Origin of the sequence: Lichenifustis flavocetrariae (assembly GCF_026130545.1) — a bacterium.
Classification (GTDB): Bacteria; Pseudomonadota; Alphaproteobacteria; order Rhizobiales; family Beijerinckiaceae; genus Lichenihabitans; species Lichenihabitans flavocetrariae.
Window position 1 is genome coordinate 22,862 of sequence record NZ_JAMOIM010000016.1, and the last position, 19,673, is coordinate 42,534.

The 19,673-nt window shown below is 63.8% G+C and carries 17 protein-coding genes; 11 read left to right on the top strand and 6 right to left on the bottom strand.

Annotation, left to right across the window (positions count from 1 at the left end; all coding sequences use genetic code 11):
- Positions 1-15 precede the first annotated feature (15 nt).
- Together cysN and cysD are read right to left on the bottom strand one after the other, a co-directional pair.
- Positions 16-1,920: a sulfate adenylyltransferase subunit CysN gene (gene cysN / locus M8523_RS21060; protein WP_282586879.1), complete on the bottom strand. Its 1,905-nt coding sequence runs from the start codon at positions 1,918-1,920 to the stop codon at positions 16-18.
- A complete protein-coding gene (cysD, locus tag M8523_RS21065) occupies positions 1,920-2,828 on the bottom strand; it encodes a sulfate adenylyltransferase subunit CysD (RefSeq protein WP_282586880.1) in 909 nt (302 codons plus the stop codon). Before cysD ends, cysN begins: the two co-directional genes overlap by 1 nt.
- A gap of 116 nt (positions 2,829-2,944) precedes the next feature.
- Here cysD and M8523_RS21070 point away from each other — a divergent pair, with 116 nt between their 5' ends.
- A complete protein-coding gene (locus tag M8523_RS21070) occupies positions 2,945-4,009 on the top strand; it encodes an MraY family glycosyltransferase (RefSeq protein WP_282586881.1) in 1,065 nt (354 codons plus the stop codon).
- On the opposite strand, the gene M8523_RS21075 is transcribed toward M8523_RS21070, so the two are convergent.
- Genes M8523_RS21075 through M8523_RS21085 form a run of 3 tightly spaced genes read right to left on the bottom strand, consistent with a single transcriptional unit; the run spans position 4,003 to position 6,741 of the window.
- Positions 4,003-4,311 carry a hypothetical protein gene (locus M8523_RS21075; protein WP_282586882.1) on the bottom strand — a complete coding sequence of 103 codons (309 nt, stop codon included), beginning with the start codon at positions 4,309-4,311 and terminating at the stop codon, positions 4,003-4,005. The genes M8523_RS21070 and M8523_RS21075 overlap by 7 nt on opposite strands.
- 58 nt (positions 4,312-4,369) lie before the next feature.
- On the bottom strand, positions 4,370-5,929 hold the full coding sequence (locus tag M8523_RS21080) for an acetolactate synthase large subunit (protein WP_282586883.1): 1,560 nt from the start codon (positions 5,927-5,929) through the stop codon (positions 4,370-4,372).
- A complete protein-coding gene (locus tag M8523_RS21085) occupies positions 5,926-6,741 on the bottom strand; it encodes a DUF72 domain-containing protein (protein ID WP_282586884.1) in 816 nt (271 codons plus the stop codon). The genes M8523_RS21080 and M8523_RS21085 overlap by 4 nt, the downstream gene beginning before the upstream one ends.
- 81 nt (positions 6,742-6,822) lie before the next feature.
- On the opposite strand from M8523_RS21085, the gene M8523_RS21090 reads away from it, so the two are divergent.
- The 10 genes from M8523_RS21090 (at position 6,823) to M8523_RS21135 (ending at position 19,310) form a co-directional block, all read left to right on the top strand.
- A complete protein-coding gene (locus M8523_RS21090; protein ID WP_282586885.1) occupies positions 6,823-7,824 on the top strand; it encodes a metalloregulator ArsR/SmtB family transcription factor in 1,002 nt (333 codons plus the stop codon).
- Positions 7,821-8,726, top strand: coding sequence for a methylenetetrahydrofolate reductase [NAD(P)H] (gene metF / locus M8523_RS21095; RefSeq protein ID WP_282586886.1), 906 nt, complete (start codon positions 7,821-7,823; stop codon positions 8,724-8,726). Before M8523_RS21090 ends, metF begins: the two co-directional genes overlap by 4 nt.
- Before the next feature lie 152 nt (positions 8,727-8,878).
- A complete protein-coding gene (gene metH, locus M8523_RS21100; RefSeq protein WP_282586887.1) occupies positions 8,879-12,601 on the top strand; it encodes a methionine synthase in 3,723 nt (1,240 codons plus the stop codon).
- A gap of 98 nt (positions 12,602-12,699) precedes the next feature.
- Positions 12,700-14,601 (top strand): ABCB family ABC transporter ATP-binding protein/permease, encoded by a 1,902-nt coding sequence (locus tag M8523_RS21105; RefSeq protein ID WP_282586888.1) that lies wholly within the window; start codon positions 12,700-12,702, stop codon positions 14,599-14,601.
- Positions 14,602-14,882: 281 nt separating this feature from the next.
- Positions 14,883-15,581 carry a phosphatidylserine decarboxylase gene (locus M8523_RS21110; protein WP_282586889.1) on the top strand — a complete coding sequence of 233 codons (699 nt, stop codon included), beginning with the start codon at positions 14,883-14,885 and terminating at the stop codon, positions 15,579-15,581.
- Positions 15,582-15,661: 80 nt separating this feature from the next.
- Entirely contained in the window at positions 15,662-16,855 is a 1,194-nt protein-coding gene (locus M8523_RS21115) for an adenylate/guanylate cyclase domain-containing protein (protein ID WP_282586890.1), read from the top strand.
- 17 nt (positions 16,856-16,872) lie between these two features.
- Entirely contained in the window at positions 16,873-17,724 is an 852-nt protein-coding gene (locus tag M8523_RS21120) for a CDP-alcohol phosphatidyltransferase family protein (protein ID WP_282586891.1), read from the top strand.
- A 492-nt stretch (positions 17,725-18,216) separates the two neighbouring features.
- The gene (infA, locus tag M8523_RS21125; RefSeq protein ID WP_282586892.1) at positions 18,217-18,435 is read left to right on the top strand and encodes a translation initiation factor IF-1; all 219 of its coding nucleotides are present in this window, start codon (positions 18,217-18,219) and stop codon (positions 18,433-18,435) included.
- 19 nt (positions 18,436-18,454) lie between these two features.
- Positions 18,455-19,093, top strand: coding sequence for a Maf family nucleotide pyrophosphatase (locus M8523_RS21130; RefSeq protein ID WP_282586893.1), 639 nt, complete (start codon positions 18,455-18,457; stop codon positions 19,091-19,093).
- Between the two features lie 25 nt (positions 19,094-19,118).
- Positions 19,119-19,310, top strand: a complete 192-nt coding sequence (locus M8523_RS21135; RefSeq protein WP_428350974.1) for a DNA gyrase inhibitor YacG — start codon at positions 19,119-19,121, stop codon at positions 19,308-19,310.
- 44 nt (positions 19,311-19,354) lie between these two features.
- On the opposite strand, the gene M8523_RS21140 is transcribed toward M8523_RS21135, so the two are convergent.
- Complete coding sequence (locus tag M8523_RS21140) at positions 19,355-19,570, bottom strand: CsbD family protein (protein WP_282586894.1); 216 nt, start codon at positions 19,568-19,570, stop codon at positions 19,355-19,357.
- Positions 19,571-19,673: the final 103 nt, after the last annotated feature.

Sequence of the window (19,673 nt, forward strand, 5' to 3'; positions counted from 1 at the left end):
ACGTCTTCCCGTGACTCAGATCCCCTCGCCTTCCCGCAGCGACCACCAGGCGTCGCCGAAAATCCCTCGCGCTTCGAGCAATGCGACCACCTGATCGGCCAGCTGCTCGGGCGTGTGTCCGCGTGTGGCAAGTCTCAGGTCGGGGCTGTTCGGGCGCTCGTAGGGGTGGCTCACCCCCGTGAAATTCTGGATCTCCCCGGCAAGCGCCCGTTTGTAGAGACCCTTGGGATCACGGGCGATGCAATCTTCGATGGGCGTGTCGACGAAGATCTCGAGAAACTCGCCGTCGCCCACGAGCCCGCGCACCATGCGGCGCTCGGCCTCGAAAGGCGAGATGAAGGAACAAAGCACCACGAGACCGGCATCGGTCATCAGCTTGGCGACCTCGCCCACCCGGCGGATATTCTCGACGCGGTCGGCATCCGTGAAGCCGAGGTCCTTGTTCAGGCCATGCCGGACATTGTCGCCGTCGAGCAGCGTCGTATGTACGCCGACGGCATGGAGCCGAGATTCAACGATGTTGGCGACGGTCGACTTGCCCGATCCCGACAGGCCGGTGAACCACAGGATCGCCGGATGCTGGTGTTTGAGGATCGCCCGGGCCGAACGCGTGACGGTCTGGTCGTGGGTGTGGATATTCGTGGCACGGCGCAGGGCGAAATCGACGAGGCCGGCGGCGGCCGTCGCATTTGTCATGCGGTCGATCAGGATGAAGGCGCCGGTGTCGGCATTCTCGCGATAAGGATCGAACGCGATGGCGGTCGATGCCGCCAGATTGCAGAGGCCGATTTCGTTCAAACTCAGCGTCTTGGCCGCGATATGCTGTTCCAGCGTGTTAACGTCGATCCGGTGCTTGAGGGACGTTACGGTGACCGGCACGGTCCGGGTCGCGAGCTTCATCAGATAGGAGCGGCCGGGGAGCAGTTTTTCGTCCGACATCCAGATGAGCGTGGCCGCGAATTGGTCGGCCACAATCGGGCGGTCCTGGGCATGGGACAGAATATCGCCGCGCGCGATATCAACCTCGTCGCGCAGCGTGAGAGTGACGGCCTCCCCGGCCTCAGCCCTCTCGACATCGCCACCAGGACCGATCACCCGCTCCACCAGCGTCGACTTGCCCGAATTGGCCACGACGATCGTGTCACCCTTGGCGATCGACCCGCTGGCGATGGTGCCCGCGTAACCACGGAAGTCGAGATTGGGCCGGTTCACCCATTGCACCGGAAACCGCATGGACTTGCCGGCCTTGTCGTCCGACATGTCGGCGTCTTCGAGCGCGGTCAGCAGAGGTACGCCCTGATACCAAGGCATGTTGCGGCTCGGTTCCGACACATTGTCGCCGAACCGCGCCGAAAGCGGGATCGGCGTGATGGTCTTGAAGCCGAGGTCCTTCGCGAAGGTTTCGAACGCCGTCACGATGGCTGTAAAGATGCTCTGGTCATAGCCCACCAGATCGATCTTGTTCACGGCCAGCACCACATGGCGGATGCCGAGCAGCGAGACGATGAAGGCATGCCGACGGGTCTGCGTAAGCAGGCCCTTACGGGCATCGACCAGCAGGATCGCGAGATCCGCGTTGGAGGCGCCGGTCGCCATGTTGCGGGTGTATTGTTCGTGACCTGGCGTATCGGCCACGATGAAGGAACGGCGTGCCGTCGAGAAATACCGGTAGGCGACATCGATCGTGATGCCCTGCTCACGTTCAGCCTCCAGGCCATCGACCAGAAGCGCGAAATCGATGTCCTCGCCGACCGTCCCGTGCTTGCGCGAGTCGCGCTCGAGCGCCGAAAGCTGATCGTCGAAGATGGAATTCTGCTCGTAGAGCAGCCGCCCGATCAGCGTCGACTTGCCATCGTCGACCGAGCCGCAGGTGAGAAAACGTAAGGTGGGGCGTGCATCGGCAGGGCGTACGGCGGTCATCAGAAATAGCCCTCGCGCTTCTTCTTCTCCATCGATCCCGCCTCGTCCGAGTCGATCAGCCGACCCTGGCGCTCCGAGGTGGTGGAGTTGCGCATTTCCATGATGATGTCGTCGAGCGTCGCGGCCTCAGACGGAACGGCGCCGGTCAGTGGATAGCAGCCGAGGGTGCGGAACCGCACCATGACGTCCTGCGGCGTCTCACCCGGATGGAGCGGGAGACGGTCGTCATCGACCATGATCAGCGTGCCGCCGCGCTCAACGACAGGACGTCGGGCCGCGAAGTAGAGCGGCACCACCGGGATGTCCTCGGCGCGGATGTAGTCCCATACGTCATGCTCGGTCCAGTTCGAAATCGGGAATACCCGCATCGACTCGCCCGCCTTGATGCGGGTGTTGAACAGATGCCAGAGTTCGGGCCGCTGATTGCGCGGGTCCCACGCATGTGTGGCCGACCGGTGGGAAAAGATGCGTTCCTTGGCGCGGCTCTTTTCCTCGTCGCGCCGTGCGCCGCCGAAGGCCGCGTCGAACTTGTACTTGTCCATGGCCTGACGGAGCCCCTCGGTCTTCATCACCTGCGTGTGGACGTTCGATCCCGAGGCGATGGGATTGACCCCGGCCCGCACGCCCTCTTGGTTGATGTGCACGATGAGGTCCATGCCGGCGCGCTTCGCGGCTTCGTCCCGGAAAGCGATCATCTCCTTGAACTTCCAGGTCGTGTCGACATGCATCAAGGGAAACGGCGGCTTGGCCGGATAGAAGGCCTTCAGGGCGAGATGCAGCATCACGCTCGAATCCTTCCCGACCGAATAGAGCATGACCGGATTGGCGAATTCGGCCGCGACCTCCCGCATGATATGGATCGCCTCCGCTTCGAGGCGGCGCAGGTGAGGGGTCAAGGGTTGAGACATAGAGTGACGGCGTCCCGGGCGTTCAGGCCCGTGCTTCTAACCGGCACCCCGAGGGGCCGCAACGGGCGAGTGCATGCGGATGGATCCAACACGCATGCATGCAAGGGTGGGAACGCGTGACGGAAATCGCAACAGGAGCCAACGCATGGCTGCTCGCCTGGCCGGCCTTGCTCATCGCGGCCGCGGCGATCTCGGCGGCCGCCATCGTGGTTCTCAAGCCCTGGCTCCTTCGCTACGCCTTGGCACGACCGAGTGCGCGCGGCCTCCACAGCGTGCCGACCCCACAAGGGGGTGGGATCGCGGTGCAGTTGGCCTGCGCGGTCGCAGCCGGGTGTGGCGCGCTCCTGCTCAATTTGCCGCAAGCTCAGAGCAACCGGCTCTTCGCGGTCCTGGCTGCCGCGTTGGGGCTGGGCCTCCTCGGTTTCGTCGACGACATACGCCCGCTGCCCCCCCTGCCCCGGTTGATCATACAGCTGGTCCTCATGAGTGTCGGCGTCGCGATGCTGCCCGAGGGCACACGCGTATTTGCCTGGATGCCCGCCGAGCTCGAATTCGGCCTTCTGGTGATTGCCGGCACCTGGTTCATCAATCTGACGAATTTCATGGACGGGATGGATTGGATCACGGTCGCCGAGGCGGTTCCTGTCACGGCCTGCCTGGCACTGTTCGCGGCATCCGGATTTCTTCCGCCGGCGGGAGGATTGTTGGCACTCGGGTTGTTGGGGGGGCTGCTCGGATTCGCGCCTTTCAACAGGCCTCCGGCGCGGCTCTTTCTCGGCGACGTGGGCTCGCTGCCGATCGGCTTTCTGCTGGCCTATGCGTTGTTCTGTCTCGCCGGCAACGCCGCCGCAGGGCCGGGGGCGCTTGCGGCCGCGGTCATTCTACCCCTCTATTATATCGCCGATAGCGGCATCACGCTTCTCCGCCGGCTCCAGCGCCGTGAGAGAATCTGGGAGCCCCATCGCAGCCACTTCTACCAGGTGGCAGCCCAGCGGTGCGGCCCCTGGCCCGTGCTCGTTCGCGTGCTGGTCGGCAATGCCGTCCTGGCGTGGCTTGCCATCATGACCGTGATTGCCGGCAATGTGATGGTCGCCGCCATCGCTTTTGTGCTCGCGGTCGCGGTCGTCGCGATCGTGCTCCTCACCCTCTCAATCGCAGAAGGTGGCGAAACCGTTCAGTAACGGACGGTCCGGCAGCGGCGTGTGCCATTCGGCCGTGTGACGCAGGTGGTGCGGCGCATGCGACGACCCTCGTAGCGGTGACGGGGTCGAAAGGGCGACGTGACCGCATCGACGATACCACCGGCAGTGCCCACAGCCGCTCCCGTGACACCACCCACGAAGGAGCCGACCGGCCCGGCGACCCGGCCGCCTGTCGCGGCTCCGCTGGCCGCGCCCGCTGCTGTCGGGTTTTGCGCCATGGCCGGAGCGGAGAGGCCCGCCAAGACGGCCAGGATGGCAACAGAGATGATCGATCGACGCATATGGAACTCCATCGGGTTCGAGGGAACGCCATGGCCAAGCTGAAGTTCCCGCAGGCCGTCAGATCACGGCCTCGATCAAAAACGGACCCCTCTGCCTCAAGGCGCGATCGAGGAGATCCAAGAAGCGCTCGCAGGTGGTCGCCCGCGCGGCCTCGACCCCGAACCCTGAGGCAAGACTGACCCAGTCGAGTCGCGGCGCGTCGAGCGTCAGCATGCGGGCCGCGTTGCGGCCGAATTGGTGTACGCCGACGGCGTGCATTTCACCTTGCAGGATCGCATAGGCGTTGTTGGCCAGGATGATCGTCACGACATCGAGGTTCTCGCGAGCCTGCGTCCACAGGCCCTGGACCGTATAGAGCCCGCTGCCGTCCGCCTGCAGTGCGATCACCTTGCGGTTCGGACAAGCCACGGCCGCGCCTGTGGCAAGCGGGATGCCGATGCCGATCGCACCACCCGTGTTCATCAGGTAATCGTGCGGCGCCACCTCGGCCGTGAGCGCAAAGAAACGACGCGCGGAGGTCAAGGCTTCGTCGCAGACGATGGCCTGATCGGGGAGGCGGGCGGCGAGAAGAACCGCGATGGCGTCCTCGGTCAGGACGCCGGAGGGAGGGGCGGGTGCGGGCTCCGCATGTGCCTTCGAAACTCCCTGCCCCGATCCGCGACCGAGTTCGTCTTCCAGGGCCAGCAAGGCCGCGGCAATTTCCTGCCCCGGCTCCGCCAGCGTCAGGGTGGAACAATCCGGCCGGACAAGACGGCTGGGCTTGTTCGGATAGGCAAAGAACGCCACAGGGGGCGCCGCCGCGACCAGCACCAGCACATCGATGTCTTGAAGGGCAGCGAGGGCGGCGTCGACCGGATAGGGAATGCGCGCGAGTTGCGGGCGGCCGTGGCCACGTTCCGCCCGATTGACGAAGACCTCACCGAGGAGCTTAACGCCATGGCTTTCGGCAAGGCGTCCTGCGACGGCAAGCGCTGAGCCTCGGGTGGCAGCACCGCCGAGCAGCAAACCGACTCGGCCCGCACCGGCGGCCCGGATCGCGGCCGCCACTTGCTTGACGAGGCCTTCCGCCGGCGCCGCCTTACAGGGGAGCCGCTTGTGAGGCGCGGCACCTTGTGACGACGGCTCGCCCCAGGCTGCGTCGGCCGGCAGGATCAACGTCGCGATGCCGGGCAAGGAGCTCGCGGCCTGCACGGCGGCTTCGACCGAGGGCGTCACGTCTCCCGGGCCGGTGATGCGGTGAAGCCAATGCGATACGGGCTTCGCGAAACTCTCGATGTCCGACGTCAGTAGCGCGTCGAACGGAAGATGATAGGCGGCGTGATCGCCGACGATATTGACGATCGGGGTACGGGCGCGCCGAGCATTGTGAAGATTGGCGAGGCCATTGGCGAGACCGGGCCCAGTGTGCAGCAGTGTCGCGGCCGGCCTCTCGGCCATGCGGCCGTAGCCGTCGGCAGCTCCGGTGACCACGCCCTCGCTGAGGCCCAAAATGCAGCGCATGGCGGGCCGGCGATCGAGTGCGGCCACGAAATGCATCTCAGACGTGCCCGGATTGGCGAAGCAGATGTCCACGCCCTGCGCCAGCAATCCGTCGCACAGGTGGTCGGCTCCGTTCATCGCTTGCTCCTGTCTGTGTCGACCTGATGCGTTGTACCGGTACGCGACGGACCTACCGATTTACCTGTTTGCGTCCACTGCTCCCTGATCGCAAGGGCGTTCCCCAAGGCGTGGAACGCGGCGGTGTTGTCGAACACGCACCAGACCGGGGCATTGTGCCGAGAAGACCGGTCAAGCCGCGCACCGATGTCGGCCAGGGCTGCCTCGTCATAATTCGAATAATAAATGCGCGGCGTCCCATGCAGGCGCCAATAGGCGAGGCTTTCGGAACCACCCGGCTCGCCGGCACCCACAACGGGCGCAGGATCGGCGGCGACACGCGCCACCCCGAGCCCGCGGAGGAACTCGTCGGCCTCACGGCTGAACCAGCCTGGATGGCGGGGTTCGCAGGCCAGTGCCGCGGGTGTGCGGCGCGCGAGAGCGGCGAAGAAAGCCTCAGCTCGGTCAGGCTCGAAGGCGAGGCTCGGCGGCAGTTGCACAAGCAGGACGCCGAGTTTCTCACCGAGCCCGCTGACCTCCTCGGTGAAGCGGTCGAGCAAATCCTCGCAATGTTCGAGACGCCGCTCGTGCGTCATTGCCTTCGGGAGCTTCACGGCGAACCGGAACCTCGGAGGGACGCTCGCGGCCCAACGCGCATAGGTGGCTCGTCTGTGAGGACGGTAGAAGGAGGAGTTGATCTCGACCGCGTCGAGGCGTGCTGCATAGCGCTCGAGGTGACTGCCGCCCGCTGGAAATAGGTCAGCATAGTCGGCCGCAATGGACCAGCCGGCCGTGCCGACGAATTGGTGATCCGGTAAGGAAGCATTCACCATGTCCTCAGCTATCCCGCTTGCAACAGTTTTGCTTTACGCATAAACATATCTTTATATGTTGAGTGAATGGTTGCGATGGTGATGGTGTCTTCCTTTCCCACTGTCTTGGCGGCGCTCGAAGCCGCCGGCGAGGAAACGCGCCTGCGGCTCCTTGCGTTGCTGCTGGAGGCGGAGTTGACGGTCAGCGAGCTCGTGGCGATCCTGGGTCAGTCGCAGCCACGCGTGTCGCGCCACCTGAAGCTCCTGACCGAAGCAGGACTGGTCGAACGTCATCGCGAGGGCGCCTGGGCCTTTTTCGCGGTGGCGCATCGTACGCCCTTGGCGGATCTCGCCCGTGAGGTCATTCGTCGTCTCGATCCGGCCGATTCCGTCCTGACGGCAGATCGCGCCCGGTTGGCCGAGGTCCGCGCGGGGCGCCTGGCCCAGGCCGAGCGCTATTTCGCCACGAAGGCGGCGGATTGGGACCGGTTGCGCGTTCTTCACGTCGCCGAAGAGCGGGTCGAACAGGCTGTGCTCGACGCTGTCGGCCCTGGGCCGTTCCACGCCATGCTCGACCTTGGGACCGGTACGGGTCGCATGCTCGAACTGCTGGCCGGGCGGGCGCGGCGCGCGGTGGGCATTGATGGGAGCCCGGCCATGCTGAGCGTCGCGCGCGCCCGGCTTGACCGGAAGGCCCTGCCCCAAGTGCAATTGCGGCAGGGCGACCTCTATGCTCTGCCGGTCGAGCGGGACGGCTACGACCTGGTGGTGATCCATCAGGTGCTCCACTATCTCGACGAGCCCGGACGGGCGATCCGCGAGGCTGCACGCGTTCTACGGCCGGGCGGTCGGCTCGTCGTGGTCGATTTTGCCCCACACCACGAGGAATCGCTTCGCGACCAGCACGCACATCGACGGCTCGGTTTCGCTCGGAGCGAGATCGACGATCTCATGACCGATGCCGGGCTGGACATCGAGGCATCTGACGACGTCTCACCGCTGGGCCACGAAGCCGGCAAGCTCACTGTCTCGCTCTGGATCGGGCGCGATCGCCGCCTCCTCACCGATGCTCCCCTGACGATTCCACAAAGGGCCGTTGCATGACCGCGTCCGAACAGCACAAACGTCCACCGGCCCGCGCCGCTTTGGAAGTTTCGTTCGAATTCTTCCCGCCCAAGACCGCCGAGATGGAATTGGGTCTGTGGTCGGCCATCAATCGTCTCGCCCCGCTCAACCCCAATTTCGTCTCGGTCACCTATGGGGCGGGCGGTTCGACACGCGAGCGCACCCACAACACCGTGGCCCGCATCGTCAACGAAACGCATTTGCGCCCTGCGGCCCATCTCACCTGCGTGTCCGCCGCAAAGGCCGAGGTTGATGACGTGATCCGTGGCTATTGGGAGGCTGGCGTGCGGCACATCGTGGCGCTGCGCGGCGATCCGGCTGGCGGTCTCGGGAGCAAGTTCGAAGCCCATCCCGGCGGCTATTCGGGCGCGGCGGCGCTCGTGCGGGGCATCAGGAACATCGGCGATTTTGAAGTTTCGGTCTCGGCTTATCCCGAAAAGCACCCGGAAAGCGCTTCGTTCGAGGCTGATCTCGACGGGCTCAAGGCCAAAATCGATGCGGGCGCGACCCGTGCCATCACGCAGTTCTTCTTCGATAATGAACTCTATCTCCGTTACATGGACCGGGTGCGAGGCGCGGGCATCGACATTCCGGTGATGCCCGGCATCGTGCCGGTCGAGAATTTCAAGCAGACGGCGGCTTTCGCGAAGAAGACGGGAGCGTCGGTGCCGCAATGGCTGGCCGACCGCTATGAGGGGCTCGATCAGGACCCCGCCACCCGCAAGCTTGTGGCCGCGACCGTCGCCTCCGAACAAGTCTTCGGTCTGCTCGAACGCGGCGTGCGGGAGTTCCACTTCTACACGATGAACAAGTCCGAACTCGTCTTTGCCATCTGCCACCTGCTGGGCCTGCGGCCGAAGCCCGTGCAGGTTGCGGCCTAGCCACGCTATTCCCTTCTCCCTTGTAAACGGGAGAAGGTGCCCGGCAGGGCGGATGAGGGCCACCTCAGCGCCGAGCCACCCTCATCCGACCCGGCTCCGCCGGGCCACCTTCTCCCGTTCGTACGGGAGAAGGAGAAGCCGTGGATCGCCTTATGCATCAGACAACCGACGCCCTCCATGCTGCCGCCCGGGAACGGATCCTCGTGCTCGACGGCGCGATGGGCACCGTCATCCAAGGGCACAGGTTTACGGAAGAGGACTTCAGGGGTGGCCGATTCGTCGAATGGTCACGCGACCTGCGTGGCAACAACGACCTTCTCAACCTCACCCAACCCGAGGCGATCCGGAACATCCATCTCGCCTACTTCCTGGCCGGAGCCGACATCGTCGAAACCAACACGTTCTCGTCGACCACCATCGCCCAGGCGGATTACGGCATGGAGGCGATCGCGGTGGAACTCAACCGTGAGGGCGCGCGCTTGGCCCGCGAGGCGGCCGATTTGGCCGAGAAGGAGGACGGCCGCCGCCGCTTCGTGGCCGGTGCCATCGGCCCCACCAACCGTACCGCCTCCATTTCCCCTGACGTGAACAATCCCGGCTTCCGTGCTGTATCGTTTGACGATTTGCGCATCGCCTATGCGGAAGCCACCCGCGCGCTGATCGAAGGTGGCGCCGACATCATTCTGGTCGAGACCATCTTCGACACGCTGAACGCCAAAGCGGCCTTGGCCGGGATCGATGAAGTGTTCGACGACATGGGGCGGCGTCTGCCGATCATGATCTCCGGCACGATCACGGACCTGTCCGGCCGGACGCTGTCGGGCCAGACCCCGACCGCCTTCTGGCATTCGGTGCGACACGCCAGCCCCTTCTCGATCGGGCTCAATTGCGCGCTGGGCGCACGCGAGATGCGCGCGCATTTGGCCGAGATCGCACGCGGCGCCGACACTTTCGTGTGTGCCTATCCGAATGCGGGCTTGCCCAACGAATTCGGCCTCTACGACGAAAGCCCGGAGTTCATGGCCGAACTCGTGGGCGAATTCGCCGAGGCGGGCCTCGTCAATGTGGTGGGCGGTTGCTGCGGCACGACACCGGACCACATCCGCGCCATCGCACAGCGGGTGAAAGGCATCGCGCCGCGCACCATCCCCGAGGTCGGGCCGAAGCTACGCCTGTCGGGCCTCGAACCGTTCACGCTCACGCAGGATATCCGCTTCGTCAACGTGGGGGAGCGCACCAACGTCACCGGCTCCGCGAAATTCCGCAAGCTGATCAAGGAAGGCGATCTCGCGGCCGCGCTCGATGTGGCGCGGGACCAAGTCGCCAATGGCGCTCAGATCATCGATATCAACATGGACGAGGGCCTGCTCGATTCCGAGCGCGCCATGGTCGAGTTCCTCAACCTGATCGCCGCCGAACCCGACATCGCCCGCGTGCCCGTGATGATCGACTCCTCCAAGTTCGGCATCATCGAGGCCGGGCTGAAATGCGTGCAGGGCAAGTCGGTGGTGAATTCGATCTCGCTCAAGGAGGGTGAGGCGAAGTTCATCCATGACGCCAAGGTGGTGCGCCGCTACGGCGCCGCCGTCGTGGTGATGGCCTTCGACGAACAAGGACAGGCGGATACGCAGGCCCGCAAGGTCGAGATCTGCGGCCGCGCCTATCGCATCCTTACGCAGGAGGTCGGCTTCCCGCCCGAGGACATCATCTTCGATCCCAACGTCTTCGCGGTCGCGACCGGCATCGAGGAGCACAACAACTACGGGGTCGACTTCATCGAGGCCACGCGGGCGATCCGCAACACCCTGCCCCACGCCCACATCTCCGGCGGGGTTTCCAACCTCTCTTTCTCGTTCCGCGGCAACGAGAAGGTTCGCGAGGCCATGCACTCGGTGTTCCTCTACCACGCCATCACGTCTGGCATGGATATGGGGATCGTGAATGCCGGCCAACTTGCCGTCTACGACGACATCGAACCCGCGTTGCGTGACGCCTGCGAAGATGTGGTGCTCAATCGCCGGCCGGACGCGACCGAGCGACTGCTGACACTCGCCGAACAGTTCAAGGGCGCCGGCCAGGCCGCGAAAGTCAGGGACATGACGTGGCGCGAAGGGTCTGTCGCCAAGCGGCTCGAACATGCGCTCGTCAATGGCATCACGGAATTCGTCGATGCCGACACCGAGGAGGCCCGCCTGGAGGCCAAAAAGCCGCTCGACGTGATCGAGGGGCCGCTGATGGCCGGCATGAATGTGGTTGGCGACCTGTTCGGGTCTGGAAAGATGTTCCTGCCCCAGGTGGTCAAGTCCGCCCGCGTCATGAAGCAAGCCGTGGCCCTGCTTCTGCCTTACATGGAGGAAGAGAAGCGCCTGAACGGCGGATCTGGCCGGTCGAGCGCCGGCAAGATCCTGATGGCGACCGTCAAGGGCGACGTCCATGATATCGGCAAGAACATCGTCGGCGTCGTGCTGGCCTGCAACAATTACGATATCATCGACCTCGGCGTGATGGTGCCGGCGGCCAGGATCATCGAAACGGCCAAGCGCGAGAAGGTCGATGCGATCGGGCTCTCGGGCCTGATCACGCCCTCGCTCGATGAAATGTGCTTCATGGCGGCCGAGATGGAGCGCGAGGGCATGGACATTCCGCTGCTGATCGGCGGCGCCACCACGAGCCGCGTGCACACGGCCGTCAAGATTCACCCCAACTATCTGCGCGGCCAAGCCGTCTATGTCACGGATGCCAGCCGCGCCGTGGGTGTCGTGTCGTCGCTCCTGTCACCTGAGACTCGGGACAGCACGGTCGCGACGGTGCGGGCGGAGTATGGCCGCGTGGCGGAAGCCCACGCCCGATCGGAGCGCGACAAGCAGCGCATGCCGCTGGCCAAGGCTCGCGCGAATGCGTTTCGGCCCGACTGGACGGCCTATCAGCCTACGAAACCTTCATTTCTCGGAACAAAGGTGTTCGAGAGCTATGACCTTGCCGAGCTCGTCCCCTATATCGACTGGACACCGTTCTTCCAGACCTGGGAAATGAAAGGCCGTTTTCCGGCGATCCTTGACGATCCCAAGCAGGGCGCGGCCGCGCGCCAACTCTACGATGACGCAAAAGCCATGCTGGATCGCATCGTCGCCGAGGGCTGGTTCAAACCCAAGGCCGTGATCGGCTTTTGGCCGGCATCCGCGCATGGCGACGACATCTCGGTCTATGCCGACGAGACGCGGCAGGTGCGGGAAGAGACGTTCTTCACCCTGCGCCAGCAGCTGCTCAGGCGCGACGGTCGCCCGAATACGGCTTTGTCCGACTTCGTGGCGCCCGAGGCCTCCGGCCTCGGCGACTATATCGGCGGTTTCGTGGTCACGGCGGGCGCCGAGGAGGAAGAGATCTCGGCCCGGTTCGCCAAGGCCAATGACGATTACTCGTCGATCCTGGCCAAGGCCCTGGCGGATCGCTTCGCCGAAGCCTTGGCGGAGCGCATGCACGAACGCGTGAGGCGGGAGTTCTGGGGCTATGCGGCGGGCGAGAGCCTTTCGAATCAGGACATCCTGCAGGAGAGCTATCGCGGCATCCGCCCCGCCCCTGGGTACCCGAGCCAGCCCGACCACACGGAAAAGCTCACGCTGTTCCGCCTGCTCGACGCCGAGGCGCGGATTGGTGTGAAACTTACCGAAAGCCTCGCCATGTGGCCCGGTTCGTCCGTCTCGGGGCTCTATCTCGCCCATCCGGATGCCCATTACTTCGGGGTCGCCAAGGTGGAACGCGACCAGGCCGAGGACTACGCGGGACGCAAAGGCATGAGCCTGCGGGAGGCGGAGCGTTGGCTCGCTCCGATTCTCAACTACGAGCCGGCTTCCTATGCGCGCGACGAAGCGGCGTGAACTTCGCTGTGCCTGAAAGGGTGTAGAACCGCGCCGCAGCTCCTATATGAAAGCTGCGGCGCCGCGGCGTCTCATCCCCGCGTCTCGTTCTGCTGTCCATGGCCCGCCCAAAACGCTCAAACACCCCCTCACCCGGTGGCGATCAGTTTCGCATCGATGCTCAGGCATCGTTGCTCGGCACAATCGATCGGCTTTGGCCCTACATCTGGCCGCACGGTCGAGCGGATCTCAAAACCCGTATCTATCTTGCGCTTGGTCTCTTGATCCTCGCCAAAGTGGTCACGATCGCGGTGCCGTACGGCTTCAAATTCGCGACTGACGCACTCACGGGCAAGCGTGACGCCTTCACGGAGCACCTGCCGGCATTCGCCGCCGGCGCTCTGGGACTGACGATAGGATACGGTGCTCTTCGAATCCTGATGGCCCTGCTCACACAGGGCCGCGATGCTCTATTCGCCTCGGTGGCCATGCATGCGGTGCGCCGGCTCGCCTACGATGTCTTCGTGCATCTGCACGCCCTTTCGCTGCGTTACCATCTGGAACGCAAGACCGGCGGGCTGACACGCGTGCTCGAACGCGGCCGAAACGCCATCGAGACGATCGTCCGGATGATCATGCTGACGGGGGTCCCGACCGCCGTCGAGTTCGTGCTGATCCTCGGCGTCTTCCTGTTCCAGTTCGACTGGCGCTACGTCGCGGCCGTCCTGATTATGATAGCGGCCTATCTGGGTTTCACTGCCCTTGCCACCAACTGGCGCATCGGGATCCGCCGGTCGATGAACGAGAGTGACCAGGACGCCAACACAAAGGCCATCGACAGCCTGCTCAATTTCGAGACCGTCAAGTATTTCGGGGCCGAAGACCGTGAGGCCGCGCGCTACGACATAGCCATGGAGCGCTACGAGAAACTGAGCGTGCGCACCTACATCTCGCTGGCCGTGCTGAATGCCGGGCAGGCGGCGATCTTCACCTTCGGCCTGGTGGCCGTCATGGCGCTTTGCGTGTCCGGTATCCGCGCCGGCCGCAATACGGTCGGCGACTTCGTGCTCATCAACGCCATGATGATCCAGCTCTATCAGCCGCTGAACTTCATGGGACTGCTGTACCGCGAGGTTAAGCAGGCGGTGATCGATATCGAGCTGATGTTCAACATTCTGGGTCAGGCACCCGAAGTCGAGGATCGTGGCGATGCCACAACCCTGAATGTCACGCGTGGCGACGTCCGATTCGAGAATGTGCGATTCGGCTACGACTCGGCGCGCGAGGTGCTGAAAGGTCTGTCCTTCACGATCCCGGCGGGCCATACGGTCGCGGTCGTGGGATCGTCCGGCGCCGGCAAATCGACGCTCTCCAGGCTTTTGTTCCGCTTCTACGAACCTTGGTCGGGCCGAATCACGATCGACGGGCAGGACATCGCCGGCGTTACGCAGACGTCGTTGCGCGCGGCGATCGGCATGGTCCCGCAGGACACCGTCCTGTTCAACGATTCCATCGGGTACAACATCCGCTATGGCCGCTGGGATGCGGGCGAGGACGAGGTGCGCGAGGCCGCGCGAGCAGCGCAGATCGATGGCTTCATCCAGCGCGTGACCGGCAGCTACGAGGCTCAGGTGGGCGAGCGCGGGCTGAAACTGTCTGGCGGAGAAAAGCAACGCGTGGCGATCGCCCGCACGATCCTCAAGGGGCCGCCCATTCTGGTGCTCGATGAGGCAACCTCGGCGCTCGATACTTTTACCGAGCGTGACATCCAGGAGGCTTTGCGGCGCGTCTCAGAGAATCGCACCACGCTTGTGATCGCCCATCGATTGACCACCATCGTCGATGCCGACGAGATCATCGTTCTCGATAAAGGCGTCATCGCGGAACGGGGCCGCCACGAGGCGCTGGTTGCAAAGGGCGGCCTCTATGCCCGGCTGTGGAACCGCCAGAGGGAAGCGGATGTCGACGCCGAGCAGGATGGGTCCGCTCTGCCGCCCGACCTTGTAGCGGCGGCTGAATAGGGCGGGACGCTTATCCGAAGGAATGAAACTGCCGGCACGGAGGTTAAGGACTCGCGGTCTCGGAGCTCCGACTTCAAGGAGTTCCGGCCCCTCTAACCTCACCCGACAGGAAAGCGTCCGCCCGCTCGCGGAAGCTTGCGTGACTTCGCACTTAAACAATGCGAGAAGACCGCCTTTCCGGAGGGACGTGCCTTGGGGGCCGTCTCTCCGTGCGCGCCGACGGGTCTGCAGAACACTTGGTTCAGCTGAACTCAAGCGCGGACTTTGAACAGGTTTGAGTGATGTCGATTCTATCCAGCATCCGGCGGCAGATCGTGCCGGTGCATCCCGAAGGGTATGTGTTCATCGCCGCCTTCGCGGTGGCGACATTGGTCCTGCAATGGTTATGGTCCCCGCTCGGCTGGATCGGCGGCATTCTAACCGTCTGGTGCGTGTATTTCTTTCGCGATCCGGCCCGCATCACGCCCATGCGCGACGGTCTCGTAGTGTCGCCAGCCGACGGCATCATCTCTTCCATCGGCTTCTTCGTGCCGCCGCCGGAACTTGGCCTCGGCGATCGCCCGCTTCAGCGTGTGTCGGTCTTCATGAGCGTCTTCGATTGCCACGTGAACAGGGCGCCGGCTTCGGGCCGGATCACCAAGATCACGTATCGACCCGGTACCTTCGTCAATGCGGATCTCGACAAAGCCAGCGAGGACAACGAGCGCTCGGGAATGATCCTCGATACGACTTCGGGTCGTATCGGCGTCGTCCAGATTGCCGGCCTGCTGGCCCGACGTATCGTGTGCTTCGTGCGCGAGGGCGAAACGATCGGGGTTGGCGATCGTTTCGGCCTTATTCGGTTTGGGTCGCGGGTCGATGTCTTCCTGCCCGACGGGGTGCGGGTTCTGGTGGGTCAGGGCTCAAAGGCGATCGCCGGCGAGACCGTGCTGGCCGACATTCGCGCGTCCGAACCGGCCCGTAGCTTCAAGGCCGGCTAGGAACCGCCATGACCTCGGACCGGGCTGTCCCCGCCTCCCTCGTCCAGCGCGGGGAGCCGACTGCGTCGGCGATCCCTACAATGCCTTCTCATGCGTTGATCGCAGCTCTGCCCCCTGAGCTCGCCCGAGGGACGCTGGATTACATCGACTGGCTGTTGAGATCGACGCCTCAGGTTGTCGGCCCGACCAAGCTCGTGGACGCCATCTGCAACGGACTATTAGCTCTCGGGCTGCCGCTTGACCGGTATCGCACATCCACGACGGTCGTGATGGCGGATGCCGACTCAATCGGGCGTATTTGGGTGAGAGGCCAGGGCATCACCGAAACACGCTATGTGGGACCGAGCGGCGAGGACCCCAATTATCTCAACAGTCCCTTCTACGAAGCCGCTCGCACTGGAACATGGGTCGAGATGTGGCTGCCGGAAACACCTGATGACAGGTTTGGGATCGTGCCCGAACTCAAAGCCAGCGGCTACACGCACTATCTCTGCATGCAATTCAGCACGCCTCCAGGAATTCAGGGCTGGCTCACAGTGGCCACGAAGTCCCCGACGGGGTTCACGCGTGATCACCAGATGGTGCTTGCCCTGGTGGTTCCGGTGATCGGGTCGCAGATCAACATGCGGATCGCCCGGCTGACGCTCGATCACTTGTTGCGCACCTATGTGGGCGACGAGCCGCATCGGGCGATCCTCGATGGTAACGTCAAGCGAGGGCAAGTCTCCACCATCCGGTCGGCCATCCTGTTTGCCGACATGCGGGATTCGACCGGTCATACGGCCGAGATCAGCGCAGTCGAGGCTGTCGATCTCTTCAACGACTTTTTCGATTGCCTCGTGCCGCCGATCGAGACGCGCGGCGGCGAGGTTCTCAAATATATCGGCGACGGTCTGCTGGCGATCTTCCGGGAAGGTCGGGACGGCACCGAGAATGCCGCGACCCGCGCTCTGCGTGCCGCCAAGGAAGGGATTGCCCGTGTCGCCGCCTATAACGAAGGACGGCCGGACCGCAGACCGATTGAACTCGGCATCGCGCTTCATTACGGAGAAGCCGCTTACGGCAACGTGGGGTCGGGGCTGCGGTTGGACTTTACGGTGATCGGCCGCGACGTGGGGCTTGCGAGTCGCATCGGCGGGCTCAATGCCCGGCTGGCTGAGCCAATTCTCATGTCGTCCGATTTTGTCACGAAGCTCGGGCAGGATGCCGAGCCGATCGGCGCATTTACGGTCCGGGGATTTTCCACTCCCGTCGCCGTGTTTCGCCCACAATGACTAGCCTCGGGCCCAAAATGACCGATTCCGAACTCGACGACGACTTACAGGATCTTCCACCCCGGCTGGAGACCCTGCCGCGCCAGCGACGTTTCCGGAAGGTGCCTGTCCGCTACATTCTGCCGAACCTGATCACGCTCGTGGCCCTGTGCCTTGGGCTGACCGCGATCCGGTTCGCGGTGGAGGGGCGTTTCGAACTTGCAGTCTTGACGATTCTCGCCGCCGCCGTTTTCGACGGGCTCGATGGGCGGATCGCGCGTGCGTTGCAAGGCACGACGAAGTTTGGGGCGGAACTCGACTCGCTGGCGGATTTTGTCGATTTTGGCGTCGCGCCCGCCCTCACACTCTATCTCTGGTCCCTGAGCTCGATCAAAAGCTTTGGATGGTTCGCGGCCCTGGTCTTCGCCGTCGCCTGCGCGCTCCGCTTGGCACGTTTCAACGTCGCGCTGGAAGACCCGGACAAGCCGGCATGGACGTCGCATTTCTTTACAGGTATGCCGGCGCCCGCCGGTGCGGTCGTCGCCATGCTGCCGCTCTATCTCCATTTCTCGGTTCTCGACCTACAGAACAGTCGCGCCTGGGTCGTCGCCCAGATCGTTTATCTGCTCATCGTGGCGGGGCTCATGGCCAGCCGCATTCCTCATTTCTCGGCAAAAAACCTCGGACGCGTGCCCCGCGAGAACGTTATTGTCGTGCTGTTCGGCGTGGCGACCGCCCTGCTGCTGTTAGCGACGTTCACGATGGAGATGCTGGCCGTCATGACGGTGTTCTATCTCTGCTTCATTCCCTTCAGCATCAGACGCTTTCGTCTTTACCTTCAGGAGGATGAGCGGTCACACGCGGCAGCGGCGGAGCTGAATTCAGCGTGACGGACGCGAGCTTCAGCGTGACGGACGCGAGCTGTTGCGACCAAGCCGTTTGGCATTGGCGGTCACCCGTCGGTGGAATGGGTTGGACGCGGCAGCGGTGAGCGCCATCATGGATCCGACCAAGCACGCGGGCGTTCGAGCCGGCGTCATCATCATTCGGCCCAATGTTACAGCTGCAGCGTGAGAACTTTCGGTCAGCGCCGCGGCCTTTTCAGACACCATGCGGGTCTGTTCAGCTGCGCTCATCGTGCCGGCCATCAATTGGGGTACGCGCACGCCAAGCGTAACCCACATGGCCATCTGGGCTTCGACGGCCGAGCCCCAAAGGCCGAGAAAAGTAGGTGTCTTGCGTGACATACGCGGTCTCCCCCGGCCTTGCAGTGAAGGCAAGTCCCTATCATCTGTTCACAAACGCCGGGTTCTCGATTAGGGTCCGCCGCGATGAACACCGCGCCGGCCAACATCTGAGCTGGCGCCGAACAGTTGGACAATATGGCGAAGGAAGAATTGCTCGAATTTCCAGGCACGGTAACGGAATTGCTGCCGAATGCAATGTTCCGGGTCAAGCTTGAGAACGAGCACGAGATCACGGCCCACACGGCCGGCAAAATGCGAAAAAACCGGATCAGGGTTCTCACTGGCGACAAGGTCTTGGTGGAGATGACCCCCTACGACCTCACAAAGGGCCGTATTACCTATCGATTCAAATAAGCGGCTCGGCCGCACGACGATGGACAAGTCTCTTCCACCGCGAAGGCCGCTCGTTCTTGCTTCAGCATCCCCGCGGCGCCTTGCCCTTCTGCAACAGATCGGCATCGAGCCGACCGCACTCCTGCCGACAGATCTCGATGAAACGCCGCGCCGCAACGAGGCCCCCCGGGCTTTAGCGTCGCGACTTGCTTTAGAGAAGGCGTTCGCGGCCCGCGACGTCGCCTCCAAGCGAGACGATCTTGCGGATAGCCTGATTCTGGCAGGAGATACGGTGGTCTGTGTCGGTCGGCGGATTCTGCCAAAATGCGAGATCCGTGAAGAGGCTCAGGATTGCCTGCGCCTTCTTTCGGGTCGTGCGCACCGTGTGTTCACGGGTATTGCTCTCTGTACGAGCAACGGGAAGACGCGGGAACGGGTCGTGGAGTCGCGCTTGAGGTTCAAGCGTTTGTCGGGCCGTGAGGTTGAGATGTATCTGGCCACCGATGAGTGGCGGGGCAAAGCGGGCGGCTATGCGATCCAGGGTCAAGCCGCGATGTTCGTCGCAAGGCTGATCGGCTCCTACTCAGGCGTGGTCGGACTGCCGTTGTACGAGACTGCAGCCCTGCTCGTGGGAGAGGGTTACCCGGTTCTTGGTGGGAGGTTCGGCGACAGTGGCTAAGCTTCCGATCGATCACGAAAGTCCCGTGGGTCATGCACGGTGCCCGATCTGCCGGCGGCCGAGCGATCCGGTCCTGCGCCCATTCTGCTCAAAGCGTTGCGCCGACGTTGATTTGCACAGGTGGCTCTCAGGTGCCTACGCGGTTCCGGCCGAAGAGACGGAGGATGACGAGGCGGCTGTCGACGACAGCGGTGAGCCAGAGGCAAAAAAAAGCTGACCGCGACAGGGTCGCGGTCAGCTTCAAAAAGCCTTCGCTCGAAATCAGAGCTTCCGATTGACCGCATCTGAGGCTTTGTCAGCCGTGTCCTTCACGGCCGCCTTGGCGTCGCCAGTTGCCTTCTGGGCCTGACCCTGGACTTCCTGCGCGTGACCTTCACCTTGAAGCTTTGCAGAACCGACTGCTTCGCCGATCCCCTGCTTTGCCTTGCCGATCGCTTGGTTCGCAACGCCGGAAACTTTGTCGCTCGTGCTACCCATAACGGCTCTCCTTGCGAGCACCATTGCTCTGGTCAGCCAACGTCCCCTCGTTGACGAAAGTTCCCGTGTGCGGTCGGCCGTCGGCCTGGACTGGCGGAGTTGC